Here is a 20,064-nt window from a genome sequence, read left to right on the forward strand (position 1 = left end):
TGGCATCATTAAACAGCCTTAGCGTTCTCTAACTAATCTAAATCCAATGTAGTTGGCCCGAAAATCCGGAGCCAGGGCCAAACGTGTAGAAACACGAGCAAGGCTTGGGGCAAAGTTCCAGGCGCCGCCACGTACCGTTACGTCGTCCTGCGAAGCGCGCTTTTGCGTCCACTCCCAGACATTACCCACGGTATCATAGAGCCCATAGGCATTGGCAGAAAACTGACCGACCGGCGCAGGACTTTTGTTTGACCATTCACTGCCACACCAACCACAGTTAGCCTGATTGCGGCCTATTTCATTACCCCAGGGGTATTCCGAGGTAGTATCACCGCGCGCGGCATATTCCCATTCAACTTCATTTGGCAAACGGTATTGCATCCCCTGGTCGCCAGATAACCAGTTTGCATAAGCTTTGGCATCTTCATATGAGACACACACGACCGGAAAGTCATCCGCTTGCTCATAGCCAGGCGAACGCCAGCTAAAGTCAATTTCCCAGACAGGTTCACCATTTTTATAATGTGCACAACCTTTGCCTTTCTCAGCTTCAGTAACATACTGAGAGCTATCAATGAAACGTCGGAACTCAGCAACTGTAACTTCTTTGCTCTGCATCACATATGAATGACTGAGCACTTTTTCTACCACAGGGCGCTCATTCGCCAAGCCATTACCTGTCAAGTCGCCCATTTTGAAGCTACCAGCAGGAATGATCACGGTTTCATTGATGATCCTGTCTGGGTTCACAACTGTAACGGGTTGAGGTTGTGCTATCGCGACTTGTTGTACTGGTTGAGTTTGCTCGCTTTTTGGTGTCGGTGCAGCAATCGACTCAGGCTTTTTTACCAGCCGGGCATTTAGGGTCCGGGCTCGTCGCAAATTTAGGTTAGCCTTATAGGGTTCGTATCCCAGCTTGCGCACCTCAATGTCATGCATACCCGCTGGCAGATTCACCACAAGTTTAGTGGAACCATAGCTGACACCGTTAATAAAGACTTCATCGTCATACACATTAGAGCGTAAGGTCAGCTCTACTTCACGATTTTTGGGTGGTTGAGGGGCAATATCCGCCGTGATATCCGGAGACGCTGGCAGTGTTGCAACACTGACCACAGGCGTACTTTTTGATAACTCATTTGAAAATGTCAGCTGTTCATCGCTGTACGTGGTCGGATAGCTGGCCTGATAACCCAGCGCCAACGGCGAACCGTATTCGCTGCAATAGCGATTATCCAGGTTGAGCAAGCTACACAGACGACTATTATTGACGTCTCCGCGCATCGTCACACTCAGATTAACACTATAATTTCCCTGACCACTGAATGCACTGCCAACCACATGGCTGCTCACTACCTGCACCTGAGCACCCGCCAGATGTCGCTTTGGTTCCACTACTCGCTGCTCGGTCAAATTTGCAAAGATTTGATCGATAAAGTGCTTGGTTGCTTTTTGCAGACCCAATTGCTGACCACGTTGTTCGCATGCCGCTAAGGTTTCGGTGCGTTTACAGTTAATGGTGTGATCCACTTCAAGCGTGCCTTCACGGCTGAACTCGTTGCGTAAACGTTCAATCCGGGCGGTACTCAGTTGATCATTCAAGCCGGCAATGGTGTTCACGAGCGTATGCTTGGTAACGCGGATTTGCTCTATGTCTTTGCGATGTGATGCAATCGCCGCCAACTGCATCACTATGTCTTCTTTATTTTGTTTGTGTTCTGCAACTGCTTGCTGATATCTGCTCTGTGCCGCTGAGATATCCAATGAAGGGTCATCAATCAGACGTCGATAAATGTCGTTCATCGCATCAAGTGCCTGATTCTTTTCTTTATCCAGCTCCGCCGAACGCTGTCGCAACAGGTCAAGCTGTGCTTGTAAACGCGTTTCTTCGCTCAGATGCTTTTCGAGTACCTGAGTATAGTTATCTAATTCAGCTTGCTTTTCAGTGCGCTCAGATTCAATGGCAGTCACAGTTGCAGTATCTTGCGCCGACACACTTAAAGATAAAAGGGTCGCAGAGACAAAAAGAGATAAAGGAGCAATTTGCATAAATTCCATTCCCAACAGCGGCAGTTGTTTGGTCTTTGTTATTTTTTATAATTTAGCGCTTAATGCTATGTACTTAAGAAGCAAAACACAAGCCTAGCACAATTAATATCTGAGTTTACAACTATTAGCCACTTCCTTACCAGTGTTCTACCAAGATTTTCATGAAATAATAGCGGCTATTCGATACGAAACGACACAGACTGAACCTCAGATGGACAAGCTTGATTTTCCTGAATCGCCATTACAACTGATCCGCGCACCAGAGCTCGACGCTGCGGGTGTTTCACTGCACGTCAAACGCGATGATCTACTCCATCCAACAATTCAGGGAAACAAGTGGCGTAAGCTCAAATATAACCTCAAGGCAATGAAGCAAGCACGACAATCAGCCTTACTCACTTTTGCCGGTCCCTTCTCCAATCACCTTTATGCCACAGCCATGGCCTGTAAGCAGTTTGGGATTCAGGGAAGTGCCATTATCCGGGGCCCACAACTGGATCAGAACAACCCGACCATCCGCTTCGCCAAAGCCTGTGGCATAACGCTGCATGCCGTTTCTCGCCAGGAATATAGATTACGTAATGACCCCGATTATCTGACACAGTTGCAACACCGATTTCCAGATACTTTTATCGTTCCCGAAGGGGGCAGCAATCAATATGCCCTGCAAGGTTGTCAGGAACTGGCTCAAAGCCTGCCTGAAAGTCATTTTGTATGCTGCGCGGTCGGAAGCGGCGGCACATTAGCAGGAATGCTTGATGGGCTAAGTGACGACAGCCAGTTACTGGGGATCAGTGTGTTAAAAGGGGCTAAGTACCTAAATGATGAAGTGCAGAGGTTAAACCCGCTTGCGGCACAGCGCACCAACTGGCAGATTTTACATGACTATCATGATGGCGGTTACGGTAAATTTTCAGCCGCGCTGTGGCAATTTTGCCTACGTATGCGCCAACAACATGCACTACCGCTGGAGCCGATTTACACGGGTAAACTGATATATGCCTTGTGGAAACTCATTGAGCAAGGGTATTTTCCGCGTGGCAGTCGCATCATTGCTATCCACAGTGGTGGGCTGCAAGGCTTAGACGGCCTGCGCTACCGTAACCTCATCTAGCTCCTTACTCACAGGGCTGATGTTACAGGCTTTGCTCCAGCTGTAACAATGGCGCGCTAAAGTAATAGCCCTGCGCGCCATCCACACCCAGTTTTGTTATGCATTCAAATTCTTCTTTGGTTTCTACACCCACAGCATATACCGGCACGCCGAGTTCTTTAGCCTGAGCGACAATTTGGCGAACAACACTGCGCCGCTTTGCAGAATGGTGCACTTCGTGAATCAGCTCAAATGCCAGTTTAAGCGCTGTTACTTGGCCAAACCGGCGCAGAGCTTCGAGCTTTAACGGCGCGTTGACATGGTCCAGGACAAACCGACACCCGGCTTCAGACACGCCCGTCAGTACCTGACAACAATACTCTTCATGCTGATAGAAGTCCTGGAGTGCCAGCTCAAAAGCAATGTCGCTTGTCCGGCCAGACGTCATCACCTGCTCACGCAGCCAGTCAATGAACTCCACGTTACTCCAGTTGAGGACATGCAAGTTAACACTCACAGAAAAACCGGCAGGTTCTTTAACAAGCGCGTTGAGAGCATGGCGTAAAATGGTCTTATCCAGCAGCATCAGATGCTCTGCCCGATGAATTTTATGAATAAATTGCCCAGCGGACATCAATCCCAATGATCGGTGGCGCACCCGCAACAGCGCTTCGCTTTGGATCACATCTTGTTGCGCAAAGCCAAATAACGGCTGAAAGAACAACATAAATCGCCCGGCTTTTATGTCATCCATAATCTCGCTTTCTGCTCGTCGTAAACTGGTGCTCAGGGTGTGATTCAACGGCATAACATGGACATGCTGCCAGACATTGCTTTGCGCAATGCTCAGTGCCGAACGTACAACCTGATATACCATCGCCTGATCAGCACCTTTTGTATAAAAGCACACGCCACACTTCACCGCACTGCGTGACAGATCAGGTCTGAATGTAAGTAAGGCCTGATACACCACTTCATGGATCCGCCTCGCCAGAGCATCAACATCTACTTTATCAACGGGCGCTAACGTCATCACCAATGCACCAGAAGATAAGTACTTACACGAACAACGCTCGTACTTTGAGAAACAGCGAGCCAGCGTCACACTAAAATGACTTTGCGGATCCAGCTCTTCTGGCAATGTTTGACGCCACTTCAACATCGCGAACACAGATACCTTTCGGCTCGCTTCTACTGCGTTAGCCTGTATATCAGGAGATAACTCAGAGGTAATAGCCCGTGCTTGCGTGGCTGACAGCTCTGCGCGCGAAAGACTGCCCATCCACCTGGAGAGTAAATAGCCTGCCACCAACATCAAACAGTTCATAAACAAGACAACAGGTAAACAATCTTGCACAATGGGTGCGGGAGAGAGGTACAGTTCTGTGTCAGCAAACTGAAACTTGACGCTTTCTATGGCCCAAAGCCAGATACTCGCAGTCTGTGTTTCGGCTGCAAACCCATAATGATGCACCAGCGTAGAAAACTCACCGACCCGACTTCCACTCACGGAGGCGTCTAATTGCCCGAAGTGGCTTTGTAGCTGGCCCGCTTGCTGAACTACCTGTGCATGGGTGAATTGCCAAAGCGCGCCATTGACGAGTAACCAGACAACCACAATCACCGCGCGTACACCCCACCCGGTAAAGACTTCTTTGTCAGCTTTTAATAATCGACGCATGCTGCTACACAAGCCAGTAAACCCTGTATCAAGTTTTGTTCAAGACAGGCTAAAACTCAAGTTGCCTGGAGCAGATTCCTCCGTGGGCGAATATACACTGCCAGGCCCGCGTTATAGCAATAGTGTCTTAATCCATAAACCTGCGTTTCAAGGCCCTACTTCTGCTAACTCGCTCTTACTCCCCCTCTCCGTGCTATCTCTTTGCTCCCAACACACCTCAGTTACACTTCAGTGACAGTGTGATCCACAATAAAACTACATTGTAGTAATAATACCTTGCAGGAAATTACTATTTTGTAGTAAAAATAAGGAAAGTAAATTTTAAGGACTTCCTGTTATGTCTGACAAAGATAAATTCTTGGGTGAATTCGAACAAATGACGATGCTTGCATTACTGCAACTTGACAATGAAGCGTATGGTGCAGCGATTAGACAACTATTGGCAGAGCAAGTGAATCGTAATGTCGCCATTGGCGCACTTTATTCAACACTAGAGCGATTAGAGCGTAAAGGTATGGTGGAATCACGGCTGGGTGAAGCCACAGCGCAGCGAGGTGGACGAGCAAAACGCTATTTCAAAGTAACAGCACAAGGCCACAGTGCACTTAAACGTGCCAGACAGGCCATGGACACTTTATGGCAAGGACTCTCTGTTCGACATTCTTTAAGCCAGGAGGGTTAGCTATGAGCCTCTACTCTGACAAAGAACCAGATGCCAAACCGCCAGTATTGGCAAATAAAGTCCTCTCTATGTTGCTTCCTAATCGACTGCTAGAAAGCGTTCTGGGTGACCTTGAAGAAGAGTTTAATATACTGGCAAAGCAGAATCTTAAACGTGCCAATCAGTGGTATTGGCAACAGACTCTTGAAACAAGCATGATTTATCTAAAAAAGAAATTAGCTTCTGTTGAAATGTTAGGGCGATTGAACTTTTACTTACCACTTATCATGTTCATTACAACTGCAGGTTTAATTGTTTTGCTGTCCATATTGAGCGACCCCACTTCTATTTCTGACACGTTTTGGGATGAACTGTTACAAGGGAAAATTCATATGGCACTATTTAGTACACACTTTTGGCACAATTTTTGGGACATTTTAGCGCTGGCAGAATGGGGAATGTTTATACATTTCGAGTCTTTCATCATCTCATTCTTCAGTATCGCACTGCTCCTCCATTTATATAAAGAACAACAAGCTTCCATCATAAAACTCGCCGTAAGTGGTTATTCACTTGCTTTCATTCCTTACATATGGGGCATCATACACATCGCAAATTATCACTTTGAAGCAAACCAAATAGGACCCATTGTTGCGACAGGTGTGCTTTGCCTTTTATATCTGCTGCCCCCAGTAAGCTACATTATCCATCGCAAACTAAAGCAGTCACAAGCAGAACATCTTTAATTTAGTCAATGAAATAGAACTATAGGGAGAAGTTATGGCTCGCGTGAAATACACACTACTACTGCCTTTGATTGTCTGTAGCTTTGCAAGCATAAGTAATGAAGTACATTTAGAGTCAATAAATAAAATGGCACCCACAGCCAGCGCTGAGGAAGCAATCATACAACACTGGAGACAACCTGACATAAATCGTGAGTTTTGGGATATCTCGGTACTGCCACAGGCGTTCATTGATGTTAAGCCTGCCCCCAGAAACGATGGTTTAGCCGTTGGTGAGCTGGGCATTGATGGCGGTAAAAAAGCCACTATTCTTGCACTGGCTGATGAGCTTGCCAAAGGACAACACGGTAATTTTGACAGCCTCTTAATTCACCACAAAGGCAAGCTGGTATTTGAGTCGTATTACCTCAGAGGGCGCGTAGATTTATCTCACCCCCAATCATCCGTTACTAAAGCTTACACAGGCATGTTGCTTGGTCGTGCCATGCAACTGGGTTACCTCAGCATGGAAGATTTGGACAAACCCGTGGCTGGCTTTCTGAACAAACTGGACGCTGCAAAATTTGTTGATGGTGCAAGTCATATTACATTACACCAGGCTTTAACAATGACAACAGGTCTTAGGATCAGCGATGCAACCCGTAAGTCTTTGCTGGAACGTCCTGAATTAGTCCCAGGTCAGAAGGAAATTCAATTTCTTTTCGAACACAGCGCACCTATAACGCCCGAGTCAAAAGGCTTTTATTACGATATTGGTCCTCAACTGATTATGCAGGTACTTGCGGCTGTAGTCCCCGGCAATATTGAAACATTCATTAAGACAGAATTATTGGGGCAATTAAACATCACAAATTTTGCCTGGAAAACTGCACCGAGCGGCTTACCTGAGTCAATATGGCGGTCGAGCTTAACATCAAGAGACATGATAAAAATGGGCATACTCGCCGCAAATAAGGGCAAATGGAAAGGCAAGCAAATAATTAATCGTGATTTTATGACCAGATCCACCAGTAAACTTATCACCACGGGAGATGATGAGATTTTCGGAGATGGCAAAGACGTCTCTAACCAGGGTTATGGCTATTATTGGTGGAGTTCAGACCTTCAATACAAAGATAAAAAATATTCGAGTGTTTCAGCACAAGGCGGGGGTGGCATATACATCATTCTAATAGAAGAATTAGACCTAATTATTGCCATAACGGCGCATCATGTGGACCATGCCACACAACAAATTGTCGCTGAGCAGATTTTGCCAGCCTTTATCGATTAGCGTCACAGATAACAGATCATTCATTTTCCAATAAACTAAAAAAAGCCGCTTACTAGCGGCTTTTTTTGATTGTTTTTCAACACTGATATTTCAGTCTTTGATTAGAACGGAATATCGTCATCAAAGTCAATGGGCGGTTCCATTGGGTTGCTGGCGCTGCCACTTGCATTGCTGCTGGCATTGCCACCTGCGTTACCACCTGCATTGCCTTGCTGAGGAGCAAACCCACCTTGGGCAGGCGCATTATGCTGCGGTTGCTGTCCCATTGACTGGCCTCCGCCAAAACCACCGCCTTGCTGTTGGTTATGCTGAGGCTGTTGAGACTGCTGAGGCGCGAATCCACCTTGTTGCTGTTGTCCGTACTGAGACTGACCGCCCTGATTCGCATTATTGCCATAGTTGGACTGACCATAGTTTTGGCCGCCCTGTTGACCACCCTGGTACTGACCGCCACCTTGTTCACCGCGGCCGCCCAGCATTTGCATCTGGCCACCCATATCAACAACGATCTCTGTGGTGTAACGTTCCTGACCACCTTGATCTGTCCACTTACGCGTCTGTAAGCGACCTTCAATATAGACTTGTGAGCCTTTACGCAGGTACTCGCCTGCTACCTCTGCCAGCTTACCGAATAGCACAACACGATGCCATTCAGTGCGCTCTTGCATCTGACCTGTGTTTTTGTCTTTCCAACTATCGGTCGTTGCAATACTGATGTTCGCTACGCCGTTTCCGTTAGGCATATAACGTACTTCAGGATCTTGGCCTAAATTACCAACCAAAATAACTTTGTTTACACCGCGTGCCATGGCACCCTCTCCTCACACTATTGCAAGCTAGCGCAAGCCCAGGGCTTGCTTTGCTTGGTTTAAATCAAATTCTTTATCGTTTACTTTCAAGTAAGTACGATTTTCTTCACTGACAACGGTCGCTTCGATGACCCCGGGTAATGCGACCAGCTGATCCGCCAACGCATCGGCTTTTTCAGGCTCATCAACCTCAGTAACAAAACTAAGTGTTTTACTTCGCACCGGGATTTGCATACGCCACGCAATAAATAGCCATATTACCCCAATTGCCGCAGCCGCAGCAAACACAGTTTGAGGATTAAAATGCTGGGCCAGGTAGCCGCCCATCACACCACCCGCAAATGCGCCAAAAAACTGCGAGGAGGAAAAGACCCCCATCGCCGAGCCTTTTTGAGTGGCAGGTGCAATGCGCGATACCAACGCAGGCATCGTTGCTTCCAGAAAGTTAAAAGCAATAAAATATACTGTCATTGCTACTGCAATGCCGATCAACGAGTTTGCCGCCGGGATCAACGCCAGCGTGCTCACCACGAGCAGCGCAATCGACGCTAAAAATACCTGCTTCTCTTTTTGTTTGCGGATCGCCACTATCATCAGCGGGGCCATCAAAACAAACGCAAGTAATAAAACCGGAATATACAATTGCCAGTGATCTTGCGCGACTAAGCCGTCGGCAATCAGCTGGCCCGGAAGCGCAACAAACAAGGTGGTCAATGTTAAGTGTAGCAGCAACACCCCAAGGTCCAGTCTGACCAGCTGTGGATGGCGCACCAGTTTACGAATATCCGCCATGCTGGCGACGGTATCTCCTTTTGGCGCGCGATTTACAGCGCCAGGCACAATAAACAACACGATCCCGATCCCCAATAATGCCAACGCGGCGGTCAGCCAGAAGATCCCCGCAATGCCAAACGCCGCGGCAACCATTGGGCCTAAAAGCATTGCCACAGCAAAGCTCATGCCGATACACATGCCAATCACAGCCATGACTTTTGGCCTTTGCTCATCACGACTCAGATCAGACGCCAAGGCCAGCAAGGCACTTGCAATGGCACCCATCCCCTGAAGAGCACGGCCTGCCGTTACCCAGTAAATTGACTCAGCCAGTGCCGCTATCACAGATCCGATGGCAAACATAATTAAACCGGCAACAATAATAGGCTTACGACCAAACTTATCGGACAGCCAGCCCATAGGTATTTGCAGCAACGCCTGCGTCAGCCCGTAAGCACCAATTGCCAGACCAATCCACAATGGCGACACATCAGTGAGCGACTGACCGTAGATAGCCAACACAGGCATCAACATAAACAGCCCCAGCATCCTAAAGGCAAAGACACTTGCCAGTGAAATGGCTGCACGTTTTTCAAGAGAGTTAAGTGATTGTTTCGACATGACACTTATTTGGCTAAGACAAAAACAGGCGCTAGTCTAGCAAAAAAGTAACCAAGTGTTGACGACCAGATCAGATTTTAGTGAGAAAAGCCGACGTTTAGTCTAATCCATACTTTGCCAGGATCCGCGTTAATCGACCTGAATGTTGTAATCGTTCAAATGCGCTTACAAGCTGCCGTAAGTCCTGAGCCGAGACCGACTGCCTACTCAGCGCGTAATAGACGGGCTCACGGTTGACCACCAGCGAACTCATTGTGATATGAGCAAAGTCAGGATTATGTTGCGACTGATACAGCACGTTGAATTTTTCTTCCAAAAAGCCTGCGATCCTGCCATGTTTAAGTAAGCTAAGCTTGCGTTGATTATCGGCCACATAAATAAAGCGTTGCGACTCGTCTTTTGTCTGCTCTCGTAACAGTAACTCGTTAAATACATGACCATAAAACGCCCCCTTCTGAATGGCTACGGGCACCGGGAGCTTAAACAGATCAGACAGCGTTTGCACTGGATAAGGGCGCAACTGATTCATTGCAAACACTATGGTTTCCATTCTTTGCGGGCCAATAAAGTAGGCAAACTGCTCCCGCTCTGGTGTACGACTGACACTGAGCACCATATCAAGCTCGCCCTCAGCCAGCATTTTCAGCGCCCGACCCCAGGGCACATTAATAAACTGATAACCGCAGCCAGCCTCATCAAGCAGTGCCTTGGCAAAATCCACATCCAGACCATGCCACTTCAACTTAGTGTCTAAACGCGATTGTGCAGCGTAATTTTCAAACCGGACAATCAGCTCACACCCAACCACGAACGGCGTAAACAGCACCCAGATTAGAGCGAACCAGTACAAATGTGATCCCCGGCTTCAAGGTTTATCGTAAGTTTAGCCAAGATAGCTTAATTTTACAGGCTGGATAGGGTACTCTTGGACTCTGAGAAAAACACTGTAAGTTTGTACAGCAAATAAGGCCACCATGGATAAAATAGAAGTTAGAGGTGCACGCACGCACAACCTCAAAGACATTTCTCTTACAATACCGCGCGACAAGCTCATCGTGATCACAGGCCTGTCGGGGTCTGGCAAATCATCATTGGCATTCGATACCTTGTATGCTGAAGGGCAACGCCGTTATGTCGAATCCCTGTCTGCTTACGCCAGACAGTTTTTGTCACTGATGGAAAAACCCGATGTCGATCACATCGAAGGACTTTCGCCGGCCATTTCTATTGAGCAGAAGTCTACTTCTCACAATCCTCGTTCAACAGTAGGTACCATCACGGAAATTTACGATTACCTGCGCTTGTTGTTCGCACGTGTTGGTGAACCTCGCTGCCCAACTCATGATTTGCCACTGAAAGCGCAGACCATCAGTCAAATGGTCGATACCGTACTGGGTCACCCTGAAGGCAGCAAATTAATGCTGCTGGCCCCGGTGGTCAAAAATCGTAAAGGGGAGCATGTTAAACTCCTTGAACAACTTGCCAGCCAGGGCTTTATTCGTGCCCGCATTGATGGTGAAGTATGCGACTTATCCGATCCGCCGACCCTGGAACTACACAAAAAGCACACCATCGAGGTAGTCGTTGACCGCTTCAAGGTCAAAGAGGGACTGGAGCAAAGGTTGGCCGAATCCTTTGAAACGGCGCTGGAGCTGGCGGATGGCATTGCCGTGGTGGCTGCCATGGACGACAGCCTGGATGAAGAACTGGTGTTTTCCGCTAACTTTGCCTGCCCGACGTGTGGCTATGCCATGACCGAGCTGGAGCCTCGTTTGTTCTCGTTCAATAACCCTGCCGGAGCCTGTCAAAGCTGTGACGGACTGGGTGTCAGGCAGTTCTTTGACCCCAGCCGGGTAGTACAAAACCCCGAGCTGAGTCTGTCCGGTGGCGCCATTAAAGGCTGGGATAAACGCAGCTTTTACTATTATCAGATGCTCAGCTCAGTCGCTGAACACTATGACTTTGACCTCGAAACACCGTTTCAGAACTTATCAAGCGACGCACAAAAGGTGGTGCTGGAAGGCTCGGGGCGAACCAAGATAGCCTTCAACTATCGCAATGACCGCGGAGACTTAATCACCCGAAACCATGAGTTTGAAGGCGTATTAAACAATATGAACCGCCGTTACCGAGAAACGGAATCGGCCTCAGTCCGCGAAGAGCTGGCTAAATACCAAACCAGTCAAGCCTGCCCTAAGTGTAATGGCTCTCGATTGAGAGAAGAAGCTCGTCACGTCTTTATTGGTGCCACCAATCTACCGACGGTCACGACCATGAGTATTGGCGAAGCCTGTGACTTTTTTGATGCACTGACCCTCAGCGGTCAAAAGGCCAAGATCGCAGAAAAGGTACTCAAAGAGATCCGTGACCGTTTGTCCTTTTTGATCAATGTCGGTCTGAACTACCTATCATTGGAACGTAGTGCCGATACGCTCTCAGGTGGTGAAGCCCAAAGGATCCGACTAGCAAGCCAGATAGGTGCGGGCCTTGTGGGCGTCATGTACGTACTTGACGAACCGTCGATCGGGCTACACCAAAGAGACAATGATCGATTACTGAGCACCCTCACCCACCTGCGTGATCTGGGCAATACCGTTATCGTGGTTGAACATGATGAAGATGCTATTCGTGCAGCCGACCACATTATAGATATCGGCCCTGGTGCCGGTGTGCACGGTGGTTATGTGGTCGCAGAAGGCAGCCGCGAAGACATCATGGCAAACCCAAAATCACTGACTGGCCAATACCTCAGTGGGCAGCAAGCCATAGCCGTACCTGCTGAGCGTCATCAAACTAGTGAGCAATGGCTGGCACTGAATGGCGCCAGTGGAAACAACCTTAAAAACGTGAATCTCAAGATCCCATTTGGCTTGATGACCTGCGTCACCGGCGTGTCTGGTTCTGGCAAGTCAACTCTGATCAACGACACCCTATTCAAACTGGCACACAGAGAACTTAACGGAGCAACGGTTGCTGAGCCTTCACCTTACCAGTCCATCGAAGGCCTGGAGCATTTTGACAAGGTGATCGACATAGATCAAAGTCCAATCGGACGCACACCACGCTCAAACCCGGCCACCTATACCGGGATCTTTACAGCGATCCGGGAGTTATTCGCAGGTACCCAGGAAGCGCGCTCGCGGGGTTACAAGGTTGGCCGCTTTAGTTTCAATGTGAAAGGCGGCCGCTGTGAAGCCTGTCAGGGCGACGGTGTGATCAAAGTCGAAATGCACTTTTTACCCGATGTCTATGTGCCCTGTGATGTCTGTACAGGCAAACGCTACAACCGGGAAACTTTAGAAGTCCTGTATAAAGGCAAGAACATCCATGAAGTGTTGGAAATGACAGTAGAAGATGCCCGTGAGTTCTTTGATAAGATCCCAGCCATCAAACGCAAATTACAAACATTGATGGATGTGGGGCTGTCCTACATTCGACTCGGCCAGGCAGCAACAACGTTGTCTGGTGGTGAAGCGCAGCGGGTCAAACTTGCCCGTGAATTATCTAAACGAGACACTGGTAAAACCCTGTATATCCTTGATGAGCCAACCACAGGTCTGCATTTCCATGATATTCAGCAGCTGCTGGTTGTACTGCACCGATTACGTGACCATGGTAATACCGTAGTGGTGATAGAACACAACCTGGATGTCATTAAAACTGCCGACTGGATAGTCGACCTTGGCCCGGAAGGCGGTGCTGGCGGTGGTCAGATCCTAGTTGCTGGCACCCCGGAAGAGGTTGCTGAGTGTACAGCTTCTCACACTGGTCGATACCTCAAGCCTATGCTATAACGGAGCGAGCAAGGGGAGCCATGCTCCCCACTCACTTTCACGGTCAGGGAATGGAATAATAACAATGAAACTGGCACTTCCCAGCGCAATACAACCTGTTGTAGGCCCTTTTTCAACACTGCAAAAAAAATGGCTGGTATTCTGGCACACCCTGAATGTGGCACAACGCTGCTACTTTTCAGCAACCATGCTGTGTTTGCTTGCCATCTTCAATGAACTGCCTGAAGACAGCTCGCTTTATCTGGGGGCGTCGGTCCTCGCACTGATAGCCATGACCAGAGAATTCTGGCCGAGGTTTATCCACCTTTGGGAAAGCCTGCCAGGCAAAGCCGTGATTTTGCTGTTTTACGCGTTTATTGCCAACTATGCGCTTGCCCAAGCAGCAGGACTGGTAAATGACATCACGGGTGTGAATGCAGATCACCTGCCCTACTCGCACAACTTTAGCATGCTGTTATCTGTTCCGACCTGGTTTGTGACCACCAGCATTTTACTGTTGATCCTGCTGCAACTTATTCAGCCAGTTTATTTATTCGTACTGATGTTGCTGCGCCCATTTGGGCTCCATAAATGGTGGCATAGTCCAGACTACCAGTACCCTGTTACCACCGGACTCGTGCGCTTTTTCTTTGGGTTATTTTTGCTCTACCAAATGGCGGTGTTTATTTCCTCAACGGGCATGTCCCGTGGTGTAAATAGCTTTTTACGCCATATCGTAGAAGGCTTTACCGGTCAGTCGATCCAACTCAATATTACGATGCAAGATGACGCCGACAATACGCTTACACACACCACAATCGACGCCATAGCAGGCTCAGCAGTCAATGACACAGAGCAAGCGAAACTGGCTGAACAACAGGCGGAGCTAAACGAACTCAAAGTCCAGTTATCAGCATTTGAAAAGAATGCTGATAAGTACGAACGCCATCTGCAAAACGCGCTGACTTACTTTATCTACGAGTATGAATCGGACAGCCGTTCCCGGTGTGAAATTGCACCAGGCACGCGGATCATCGAGTTAAACGACTACGAACTGCTGGAAATTACTAAAATTGAGGGCGATCCTGCCCGCTATGAATTTGTTGTTAAACCCTGCATCTCAGCGGCCATCGGCCATCAGTTCCGAAACCGCTAAGTGAATATCCGGCTGGGCGCTATAACGCATACTTGCTTAGCGCAGCCTGCTCTTCTTCACTGAGTGACTGAGATGTTTTACCCGCAAAGTCATAACGCACCATCACAGTGCGCCCTTCGGCACAGCATTCGTCATGCTGCCAGGCCTGCTGTAAGATCACGAAGGAGCTGTTACCAACCTTTTCAATCGCCGTTTTGATTTCGACAGGCTGGCCGTAAAACAGCTCACCTTTAAAGGTTACTTCTACCTTGGCAACAATTAGCTTCCATTGATGTGGATTAAGATCCGGTGTAAAAATTTTGAAAATAGGCATGCGCGCCGCTTCAAACCATACCGGGAGTACGGTATTGTTGATGTGTCCGAGGACATCCGTTTCACTGAAACGCGGCATAATAGTTTCTGACAACATAATAATTCTAACCAATTTTGGATATCAACATGACTGATTTTATTCGCATTTATGAGAATGCACTGAGTCCTGAGTTTTGCCAGCAGTTTATTCAGACCTTTGATAACAGCCCTCATCTGGCACAGGGGACCACCTCAGGAGGCGTCGACCTCAGTAAGAAAATCAGTCAGGATCTGTATTTAAATCAATACCCGGATTATGCTCAGCAATTAACACATATTCAACAAACCACGTCGAAATACCTGTTCGATTATATTGAAGAGCACTTTTTCATGATGATTGGGGCGTTCGGGCTTAGCGTTTATCATCCAAAAACTGGCCAGCCTGTTAATTTAACCGTTGATAACTTTGAGGAAGTGGGTAAACCTCAGCTCCCCATATTAACTCAACAATTATTTCGTTTAGGGTCAATCCAGGCACAGCGCTATCCGACGAATAAAGGCGGTTACCCTTACTGGCACAGTGAAGTTTATCCTCAATTACAGCACAACGAAGCACTCCACCGGGTATTGTTATTTATGTTTTATCTCAATGACGTAGAAGAAGGCGGAGAAACTGAGTTTCATTATCAGGACAAATGCATCAAGCCAAAACAGGGCTCAATGGTGATTGCGCCAGCCTACTTCACACATACACACCGAGGCAACATGCCGCGTTCCAATGACAAATATATTCTCACATCCTGGGTCTTATTTAATCGGGCGGAGCAACTATACGGTGCACCACCCCAGCAAGCCACGAGCTAACGGCGGCGACGAATAAAATCCTGCCAGTCCAGTAACAAGGCTTCGAAATCTTCGAAGCCACACCCTGCGCTCAAGCCATGCTCTTCCATAGCGAGCGCATCATCACTGAACGCAGATAAAGCATCGGTTTGATCGTGATATAAGTCATGGGCTTCAAACAGCGCTTCCTGATGGGAAACTATCAGGCGTACCTCACGTCCTTCCAGACAAAACTCATCCCGGGTTGTTTTGATTTCTTTCAGGCGAGCCAGCAAAGCTGGCAATGCGTCGTGCGCAAGTTCATCATTTAACCAACGTCCTACCAGCTCATGTTCCGCTGACATTTTGACACGAAATCCGGCTATCGGATCGCGAATAAACTGATACTCCATAGTCACTTCAAGGTTATTTAATACAACTCTGTTAGTATACCTGAACCACACGACGCTGCATTGTTTAGAACCGATAAACCCGTATAATACTGCCTGCATTGCCAATAACACCCTTCACAACCAACGAGTAAGCCGTGACTTTCATTGATATCCTGTTTCCATTGATTTTCGTCGTCACCTGTGGGTTTGTGGCGGCGCGGATCCGATTTATCTCGGCCGCACAATTGGATGGGATCCGCGCCTATATTTTTAATCTCGCCATCCCTATGCTGCTTTTTTTAAGTATGTATCGTGCTGACCTGTCACAGGTTGCCTCTGTATCGTTACTGCTGGCATTTTATCTGCCCGTCATTGCGCTTTACTGCCTGGTGCTACTCGTGATGCGGCGACGCTTTAAACTCGCAACCGAAGAAGCCGCATTAAGCGCACTAAACGGTACCTACTCGAATACAGTGGTGGTTGGTCTGCCTGTCATTCTGGCAGCACTGGGTGAACAGGCAGCGGCCATGGTATTTATGATCATCCCACTGCACAGTGCGGTGTTATTTTCTCTTACTTTCATTTTGGCCGGAAAAGGGAAAGGTGGTATTGACTGGCTCAAGCCACTGTTTTTGAACCCCGTTGTACTGAGTATCAGTCTCGGACTGCTCGCCAATTTGCTGCCAGTGACTATCCCGGCTTTGCTCTTGTCAGGAATGGACTGGTTTGCCCAACCAGCCATTGCAGGTGCACTGTTTGTGCTGGGTGCCAGTCTGGTTCAGTACGGGTTTCGCACCGTGTGGTATCCGGCACTTATGATCAGCATCATCAAACTGCTGATACTGCCTCTGTGCGTTTATCTGACAGCAACACTACTGGCACTAGAGCCATTACAACGCCAGGTCGTCACGCTCATGAGTGCCGCGCCACTGGGTGTCAACGCCTACCTCGTTGCCCGCCAGCTATCCGTTCAACAAGCAAACAGTGCTGGCGGCGTTGTGCTATCTACCCTGCTAAGTGTGATCTCACTCAGCCTGTGGCTGGCTGTTTTATCAATCTGATGAGCGATACTTGGCCGCATCAATGATCGACCACAAGTGAAAAATGGCGGCCACTACCGCAGGCACTACTAACCACCATAGTGCATATCCACCAACACAGACGACTGCGAAGATAAGCGCTGCAAGTAAACGTCCCTGCACTAATTGTCCTAAGCCTGGAAAAAAGACATTACATATTGCGGCAATTACATTGCCTCCTGAACCCTGTCCTGCCATAAAGACCTCTCTTTTTTAGTTTTAACTGCGCATTTGTATGATGACGCGCAGACAATTCAATCGTATGATTTAACTGTTACATGTTTTGTGCCAAAATTATAAATACTTAAAAATCAATAAAATAAAAAAATAACGCGACGTTCACAGCTATTAGCATAGCTTAATTGACTAACTTTTAGTGAATTAAGTCACTTTTTACATGAACGCTGTTTGTTGCGCACACTCAATGGGAATCTGTCATGCTAAACCATATCACACAACCACTCAGCCGACTGGTTGAACGATATTTACCCGACCCCTATATTTTCGTTTGCCTGTTGACCCTGCTGGTGCTCGCCCTTGCCAGCGTGTTTACACCCACGACCCCACTGGAGGCCATCACCATCTGGGGACAAGGGTTTTGGAACCTGCTTCAATTTGCCATGCAGATGCTGCTCATTTTAGTGTGCGGATACATGTTAGCCAGTACACAACCCTGTATCATAGCGCTGAACAAACTGGCCACGTTCGCTCGCTCGCCTGCACAGGCTATTATGCTGGTCACCTTAGTTGCAATGCTGGCAAGCTGGTTAAACTGGGGTTTTGGCCTGGTGGTAGGTGCTTTATTTGCTAAAGCCCTAGCTCGCCAGATTGCTGTGGATTATCGCTTATTGGTGGCCAGTGCCTACTCCGGATTTATCGTCTGGCATGGTGGATTAGCAGGCTCCGTGCCACTGACCATTGCCACACCCGGCCATTTTGCCGAAGCTCAGATAGGGGTTTTGGGCACCAGCCAAACGCTGTTCGCCCCATTCAACCTGCTAATCCTGGGTGTATTATTGGTGATCATGCCCCTGCTTAATCGCTTTATGCTCCCGCCGACTCAGTCTCAGGTCGTGGTCGACCCCAGCAAACTGGCTCAACCGGAACCACCCAGCCCACCCGCCTCAATGACTCCGGCAGAGCGCATTGAACACAGCACTTTAATCGGAACGACTATAGGCCTGCTCGGGTGTGGCTACTTGTTTTATTATTTTTTGGCCGCCGGTGGTACGCTCAACCTCAATAGTGTCATTGCATTATTCCTGTTTCTGGCCATCTTGTTACATCGCACACCTGCGAACCTGCTAAACAGCTTACAAGAGGCGATTAGGGGAGGTGCGGGTATTGTGATCCAGTTTCCTTTCTACGCAGGGATCATGGCTGTGATGGTCAAAACCGGGCTCGCACAGCAGATCTCGGGTGGCTTTGTAGAGATCAGTACCAGCACAACACTGCCCTTATGGAGCTTTCTCAGTGCCGGACTGGTGAACATTTTTGTTCCTTCAGGAGGTGGGCAATGGGCTGTGCAGGCGCCCATTGTGATCCCCGCTGCACAAGCGCTTGGGACCGACATTGCTCGTGTTGCTATGGCGGTTGCCTGGGGCGATGCCTGGACCAACCTTATTCAACCCTTCTGGGCTCTGCCGGTACTGGCCATCGCCGGCTTGAAAGCCAAAGATATTATGGGATTTTGTTTGATTCAATTGTTAGTCAGTGGCGTGGTGATCGCTCTTTTACTGACCCTGGCCTAGCCCGTAATGCTTGCCGGTCAGCAACCTGACCGGTTAAAGATTAATTGGATAGTACTTTAATGGGCAGACTCAGCAATACACTATCCGCGTCAGCAAAGTGCCACATCACGCCAATTAAGCCGACGCAGACAACAACATATAGCGCCGTTGAGACGATCTGACCATAGCGATCTAGCGGGATGAGATGAGCCTGATGACGACCCCGCCACTCCAGCAAAATATCGATTGTGCCTATCACCAGGAAGAATACCAGCAGCATCAAACCAAAGGTATAACTGATCACCGCACCCAGCAAAATCCCAGCCAAACAGATCAGCAGACCAACCCAGGAACGCATAGAAAAGCTGATACTTTTCAGTACATGCCCCCCATCGAGCGGCAAAATGGGCAACATATTAAAGAGATTAAGCAATGCACTCAGCACAGCCACACCAGCGAATATCTCCAGCTCAGTCACATAATACAGAACCACCGCTAGCAGCGAGGCAAGTAAACCAAAAGCGGGCCCCATCAAGGAAATAATGACATTTTGCCAACGGGTAGTTAGTTTATCTTCACTTACAGCCAAACCTCCTACAAATGGGATAAGGTAAATCCCTTTGGTTTTCAATCCAAAGTAGCGCATTGCCCGAATATGGCCGTACTCGTGGATCACCAAACACGCTAACAACATCACCGCAAACTGCCAAGAAAACAGCCAGGCATACCCGGCCAAAGAGGCCCCTGCCAGTGCCGCTTTAACCACATTGGCACTCTTTAGCAGCTTAAACCCCAAAGCCGCCAACCCAAGCCAGCTTCCTTTATTGTCATTATGTTGGATTGGCACCTCGAGCCACTGCCAGGGTTCGTCGTTGACTGCCACCGCCAGCAACCCCTCGGCTAGTCGGCTGCGATCCAGTTGAAGTTTGTGTCCGGCAACATTGACCTGGACCAATTGTGCGTCGATGGGTTCATGTGCCAGTCGTTGCTGATCCTGGTATACCTGCAGGATCTCCTGGCGATTCACTAGTACAGACATCTGATAGCCTGCTAAGGGAAACTCAATGCGGGTCATGTTGACTCGTCGTTAAAACATAAAGTGTGCCCATTATAC

At 48.4% G+C, this 20,064-nt stretch carries 18 protein-coding genes; 9 read left to right on the forward strand and 9 right to left on the reverse strand.

The window, feature by feature from the left end:
• Window positions 1–18 precede the first annotated feature (18 nt).
• Window positions 19–2,049 carry an SUMF1/EgtB/PvdO family nonheme iron enzyme gene (locus IY568_RS02210; RefSeq protein ID WP_194866662.1) on the reverse strand — a complete coding sequence of 677 codons (2,031 nt, stop codon included), beginning with the start codon at window positions 2,047–2,049 and terminating at the stop codon, window positions 19–21.
• A 211-nt stretch (window positions 2,050–2,260) separates the two neighbouring features.
• Here IY568_RS02210 and IY568_RS02215 point away from each other — a divergent pair, with 211 nt between their 5' ends.
• Window positions 2,261–3,163, forward strand: a complete 903-nt coding sequence (locus IY568_RS02215; RefSeq protein WP_194866663.1) for a 1-aminocyclopropane-1-carboxylate deaminase/D-cysteine desulfhydrase — start codon at window positions 2,261–2,263, stop codon at window positions 3,161–3,163.
• 22 nt (window positions 3,164–3,185) lie between these two features.
• Here IY568_RS02215 and IY568_RS02220 read toward each other — a convergent pair whose 3' ends face one another.
• A complete protein-coding gene (locus tag IY568_RS02220; protein WP_125558571.1) occupies window positions 3,186–4,823 on the reverse strand; it encodes an EAL domain-containing protein in 1,638 nt (545 codons plus the stop codon).
• A 337-nt stretch (window positions 4,824–5,160) separates the two neighbouring features.
• Between IY568_RS02220 and IY568_RS02225 the strand changes: the two genes are divergently transcribed.
• From IY568_RS02225 to IY568_RS02235, 3 genes are read left to right on the forward strand one after another with little or no spacing between them, the layout of a single operon-like run.
• Window positions 5,161–5,505 carry a PadR family transcriptional regulator gene (locus tag IY568_RS02225; protein ID WP_125558573.1) on the forward strand — a complete coding sequence of 115 codons (345 nt, stop codon included), beginning with the start codon at window positions 5,161–5,163 and terminating at the stop codon, window positions 5,503–5,505.
• 2 nt (window positions 5,506–5,507) lie between these two features.
• Window positions 5,508–6,230, forward strand: coding sequence for a hypothetical protein (locus IY568_RS02230; protein ID WP_194866664.1), 723 nt, complete (start codon window positions 5,508–5,510; stop codon window positions 6,228–6,230).
• 34 nt (window positions 6,231–6,264) lie between these two features.
• Entirely contained in the window at window positions 6,265–7,503 is a 1,239-nt protein-coding gene (locus IY568_RS02235; protein ID WP_138538355.1) for a serine hydrolase domain-containing protein, read from the forward strand.
• 101 nt (window positions 7,504–7,604) lie between these two features.
• Here IY568_RS02235 and ssb read toward each other — a convergent pair whose 3' ends face one another.
• The 3 genes from ssb to IY568_RS02250 form a co-directional block, all read right to left on the reverse strand.
• Complete coding sequence (gene ssb, locus IY568_RS02240; RefSeq protein ID WP_138538356.1) at window positions 7,605–8,312, reverse strand: single-stranded DNA-binding protein; 708 nt, start codon at window positions 8,310–8,312, stop codon at window positions 7,605–7,607.
• Window positions 8,313–8,339: 27 nt separating this feature from the next.
• Entirely contained in the window at window positions 8,340–9,707 is a 1,368-nt protein-coding gene (locus IY568_RS02245) for an MFS transporter (RefSeq protein WP_125558581.1), read from the reverse strand.
• Window positions 9,708–9,804: 97 nt separating this feature from the next.
• A complete protein-coding gene (locus IY568_RS02250; protein ID WP_125558583.1) occupies window positions 9,805–10,557 on the reverse strand; it encodes a substrate-binding periplasmic protein in 753 nt (250 codons plus the stop codon).
• A gap of 124 nt (window positions 10,558–10,681) precedes the next feature.
• Between IY568_RS02250 and uvrA the strand changes: the two genes are divergently transcribed.
• On the forward strand, window positions 10,682–13,501 hold the full coding sequence (uvrA, locus tag IY568_RS02255) for an excinuclease ABC subunit UvrA (protein ID WP_194866665.1): 2,820 nt from the start codon (window positions 10,682–10,684) through the stop codon (window positions 13,499–13,501).
• A gap of 64 nt (window positions 13,502–13,565) precedes the next feature.
• Window positions 13,566–14,636 (forward strand): hypothetical protein, encoded by a 1,071-nt coding sequence (locus IY568_RS02260; RefSeq protein ID WP_194866666.1) that lies wholly within the window; start codon window positions 13,566–13,568, stop codon window positions 14,634–14,636.
• Window positions 14,637–14,655: 19 nt separating this feature from the next.
• Here IY568_RS02260 and IY568_RS02265 read toward each other — a convergent pair whose 3' ends face one another.
• Complete coding sequence (locus tag IY568_RS02265; protein WP_138538359.1) at window positions 14,656–15,045, reverse strand: acyl-CoA thioesterase; 390 nt, start codon at window positions 15,043–15,045, stop codon at window positions 14,656–14,658.
• 29 nt (window positions 15,046–15,074) lie between these two features.
• Between IY568_RS02265 and IY568_RS02270 the strand changes: the two genes are divergently transcribed.
• Entirely contained in the window at window positions 15,075–15,791 is a 717-nt protein-coding gene (locus IY568_RS02270) for a 2OG-Fe(II) oxygenase (protein WP_125558593.1), read from the forward strand.
• Here IY568_RS02270 and IY568_RS02275 read toward each other — a convergent pair.
• Complete coding sequence (locus IY568_RS02275) at window positions 15,788–16,261, reverse strand: YacL family protein (protein WP_228553069.1); 474 nt, start codon at window positions 16,259–16,261, stop codon at window positions 15,788–15,790. The genes IY568_RS02270 and IY568_RS02275 overlap by 4 nt on opposite strands.
• 35 nt (window positions 16,262–16,296) lie before the next feature.
• Here IY568_RS02275 and IY568_RS02280 point away from each other — a divergent pair, with 35 nt between their 5' ends.
• Window positions 16,297–17,202, forward strand: a complete 906-nt coding sequence (locus tag IY568_RS02280; protein ID WP_194866667.1) for an AEC family transporter — start codon at window positions 16,297–16,299, stop codon at window positions 17,200–17,202.
• On the opposite strand, the gene IY568_RS02285 is transcribed toward IY568_RS02280, so the two are convergent.
• Complete coding sequence (locus IY568_RS02285; protein ID WP_010386680.1) at window positions 17,194–17,418, reverse strand: hypothetical protein; 225 nt, start codon at window positions 17,416–17,418, stop codon at window positions 17,194–17,196. The two genes, IY568_RS02280 and IY568_RS02285, sit on opposite strands and share 9 nt — an antisense overlap.
• 239 nt (window positions 17,419–17,657) lie before the next feature.
• On the opposite strand from IY568_RS02285, the gene IY568_RS02290 reads away from it, so the two are divergent.
• Window positions 17,658–18,971 (forward strand): short-chain fatty acid transporter, encoded by a 1,314-nt coding sequence (locus IY568_RS02290; RefSeq protein WP_194866668.1) that lies wholly within the window; start codon window positions 17,658–17,660, stop codon window positions 18,969–18,971.
• Between the two features lie 40 nt (window positions 18,972–19,011).
• On the opposite strand, the gene IY568_RS02295 is transcribed toward IY568_RS02290, so the two are convergent.
• The gene (locus IY568_RS02295; protein WP_125558599.1) at window positions 19,012–20,025 is read right to left on the reverse strand and encodes a site-2 protease family protein; all 1,014 of its coding nucleotides are present in this window, start codon (window positions 20,023–20,025) and stop codon (window positions 19,012–19,014) included.
• Between the last annotated feature and the right edge of the window lie 39 nt (window positions 20,026–20,064).

The organism is Pseudoalteromonas sp. PPB1, assembly GCF_015356275.1.
GTDB lineage: Bacteria > Pseudomonadota > Gammaproteobacteria > Enterobacterales > Alteromonadaceae > Pseudoalteromonas > Pseudoalteromonas rubra_D.

Coding starts and splice junctions, on each gene's coding strand:
- IY568_RS02230 (WP_194866664.1), top strand. CDS start 5,508: ATGAGCCTCTACTCTGACAAAGAACCAGATGCCAAACCGCCAGTATTG.
- IY568_RS02285 (WP_010386680.1), bottom strand. CDS start 17,418: ATGGCAGGACAGGGTTCAGGAGGCAATGTAATTGCCGCAATATGTAAT.
- IY568_RS02275 (WP_228553069.1), bottom strand. CDS start 16,261: ATGCAGGCAGTATTATACGGGTTTATCGGTTCTAAACAATGCAGCGTC.
- IY568_RS02260 (WP_194866666.1), top strand. CDS start 13,566: ATGAAACTGGCACTTCCCAGCGCAATACAACCTGTTGTAGGCCCTTTT.
- IY568_RS02270 (WP_125558593.1), top strand. CDS start 15,075: ATGACTGATTTTATTCGCATTTATGAGAATGCACTGAGTCCTGAGTTT.
- ssb (WP_138538356.1), bottom strand. CDS start 8,312: ATGGCACGCGGTGTAAACAAAGTTATTTTGGTTGGTAATTTAGGCCAA.
- IY568_RS02235 (WP_138538355.1), top strand. CDS start 6,265: ATGGCTCGCGTGAAATACACACTACTACTGCCTTTGATTGTCTGTAGC.
- IY568_RS02215 (WP_194866663.1), top strand. CDS start 2,261: ATGGACAAGCTTGATTTTCCTGAATCGCCATTACAACTGATCCGCGCA.
- IY568_RS02295 (WP_125558599.1), bottom strand. CDS start 20,025: ATGACCCGCATTGAGTTTCCCTTAGCAGGCTATCAGATGTCTGTACTA.
- uvrA (WP_194866665.1), top strand. CDS start 10,682: ATGGATAAAATAGAAGTTAGAGGTGCACGCACGCACAACCTCAAAGAC.
- IY568_RS02265 (WP_138538359.1), bottom strand. CDS start 15,045: ATGTTGTCAGAAACTATTATGCCGCGTTTCAGTGAAACGGATGTCCTC.
- IY568_RS02245 (WP_125558581.1), bottom strand. CDS start 9,707: ATGTCGAAACAATCACTTAACTCTCTTGAAAAACGTGCAGCCATTTCA.
- IY568_RS02225 (WP_125558573.1), top strand. CDS start 5,161: ATGTCTGACAAAGATAAATTCTTGGGTGAATTCGAACAAATGACGATG.
- IY568_RS02220 (WP_125558571.1), bottom strand. CDS start 4,823: ATGCGTCGATTATTAAAAGCTGACAAAGAAGTCTTTACCGGGTGGGGT.
- IY568_RS02210 (WP_194866662.1), bottom strand. CDS start 2,049: ATGCAAATTGCTCCTTTATCTCTTTTTGTCTCTGCGACCCTTTTATCT.
- IY568_RS02290 (WP_194866668.1), top strand. CDS start 17,658: ATGCTAAACCATATCACACAACCACTCAGCCGACTGGTTGAACGATAT.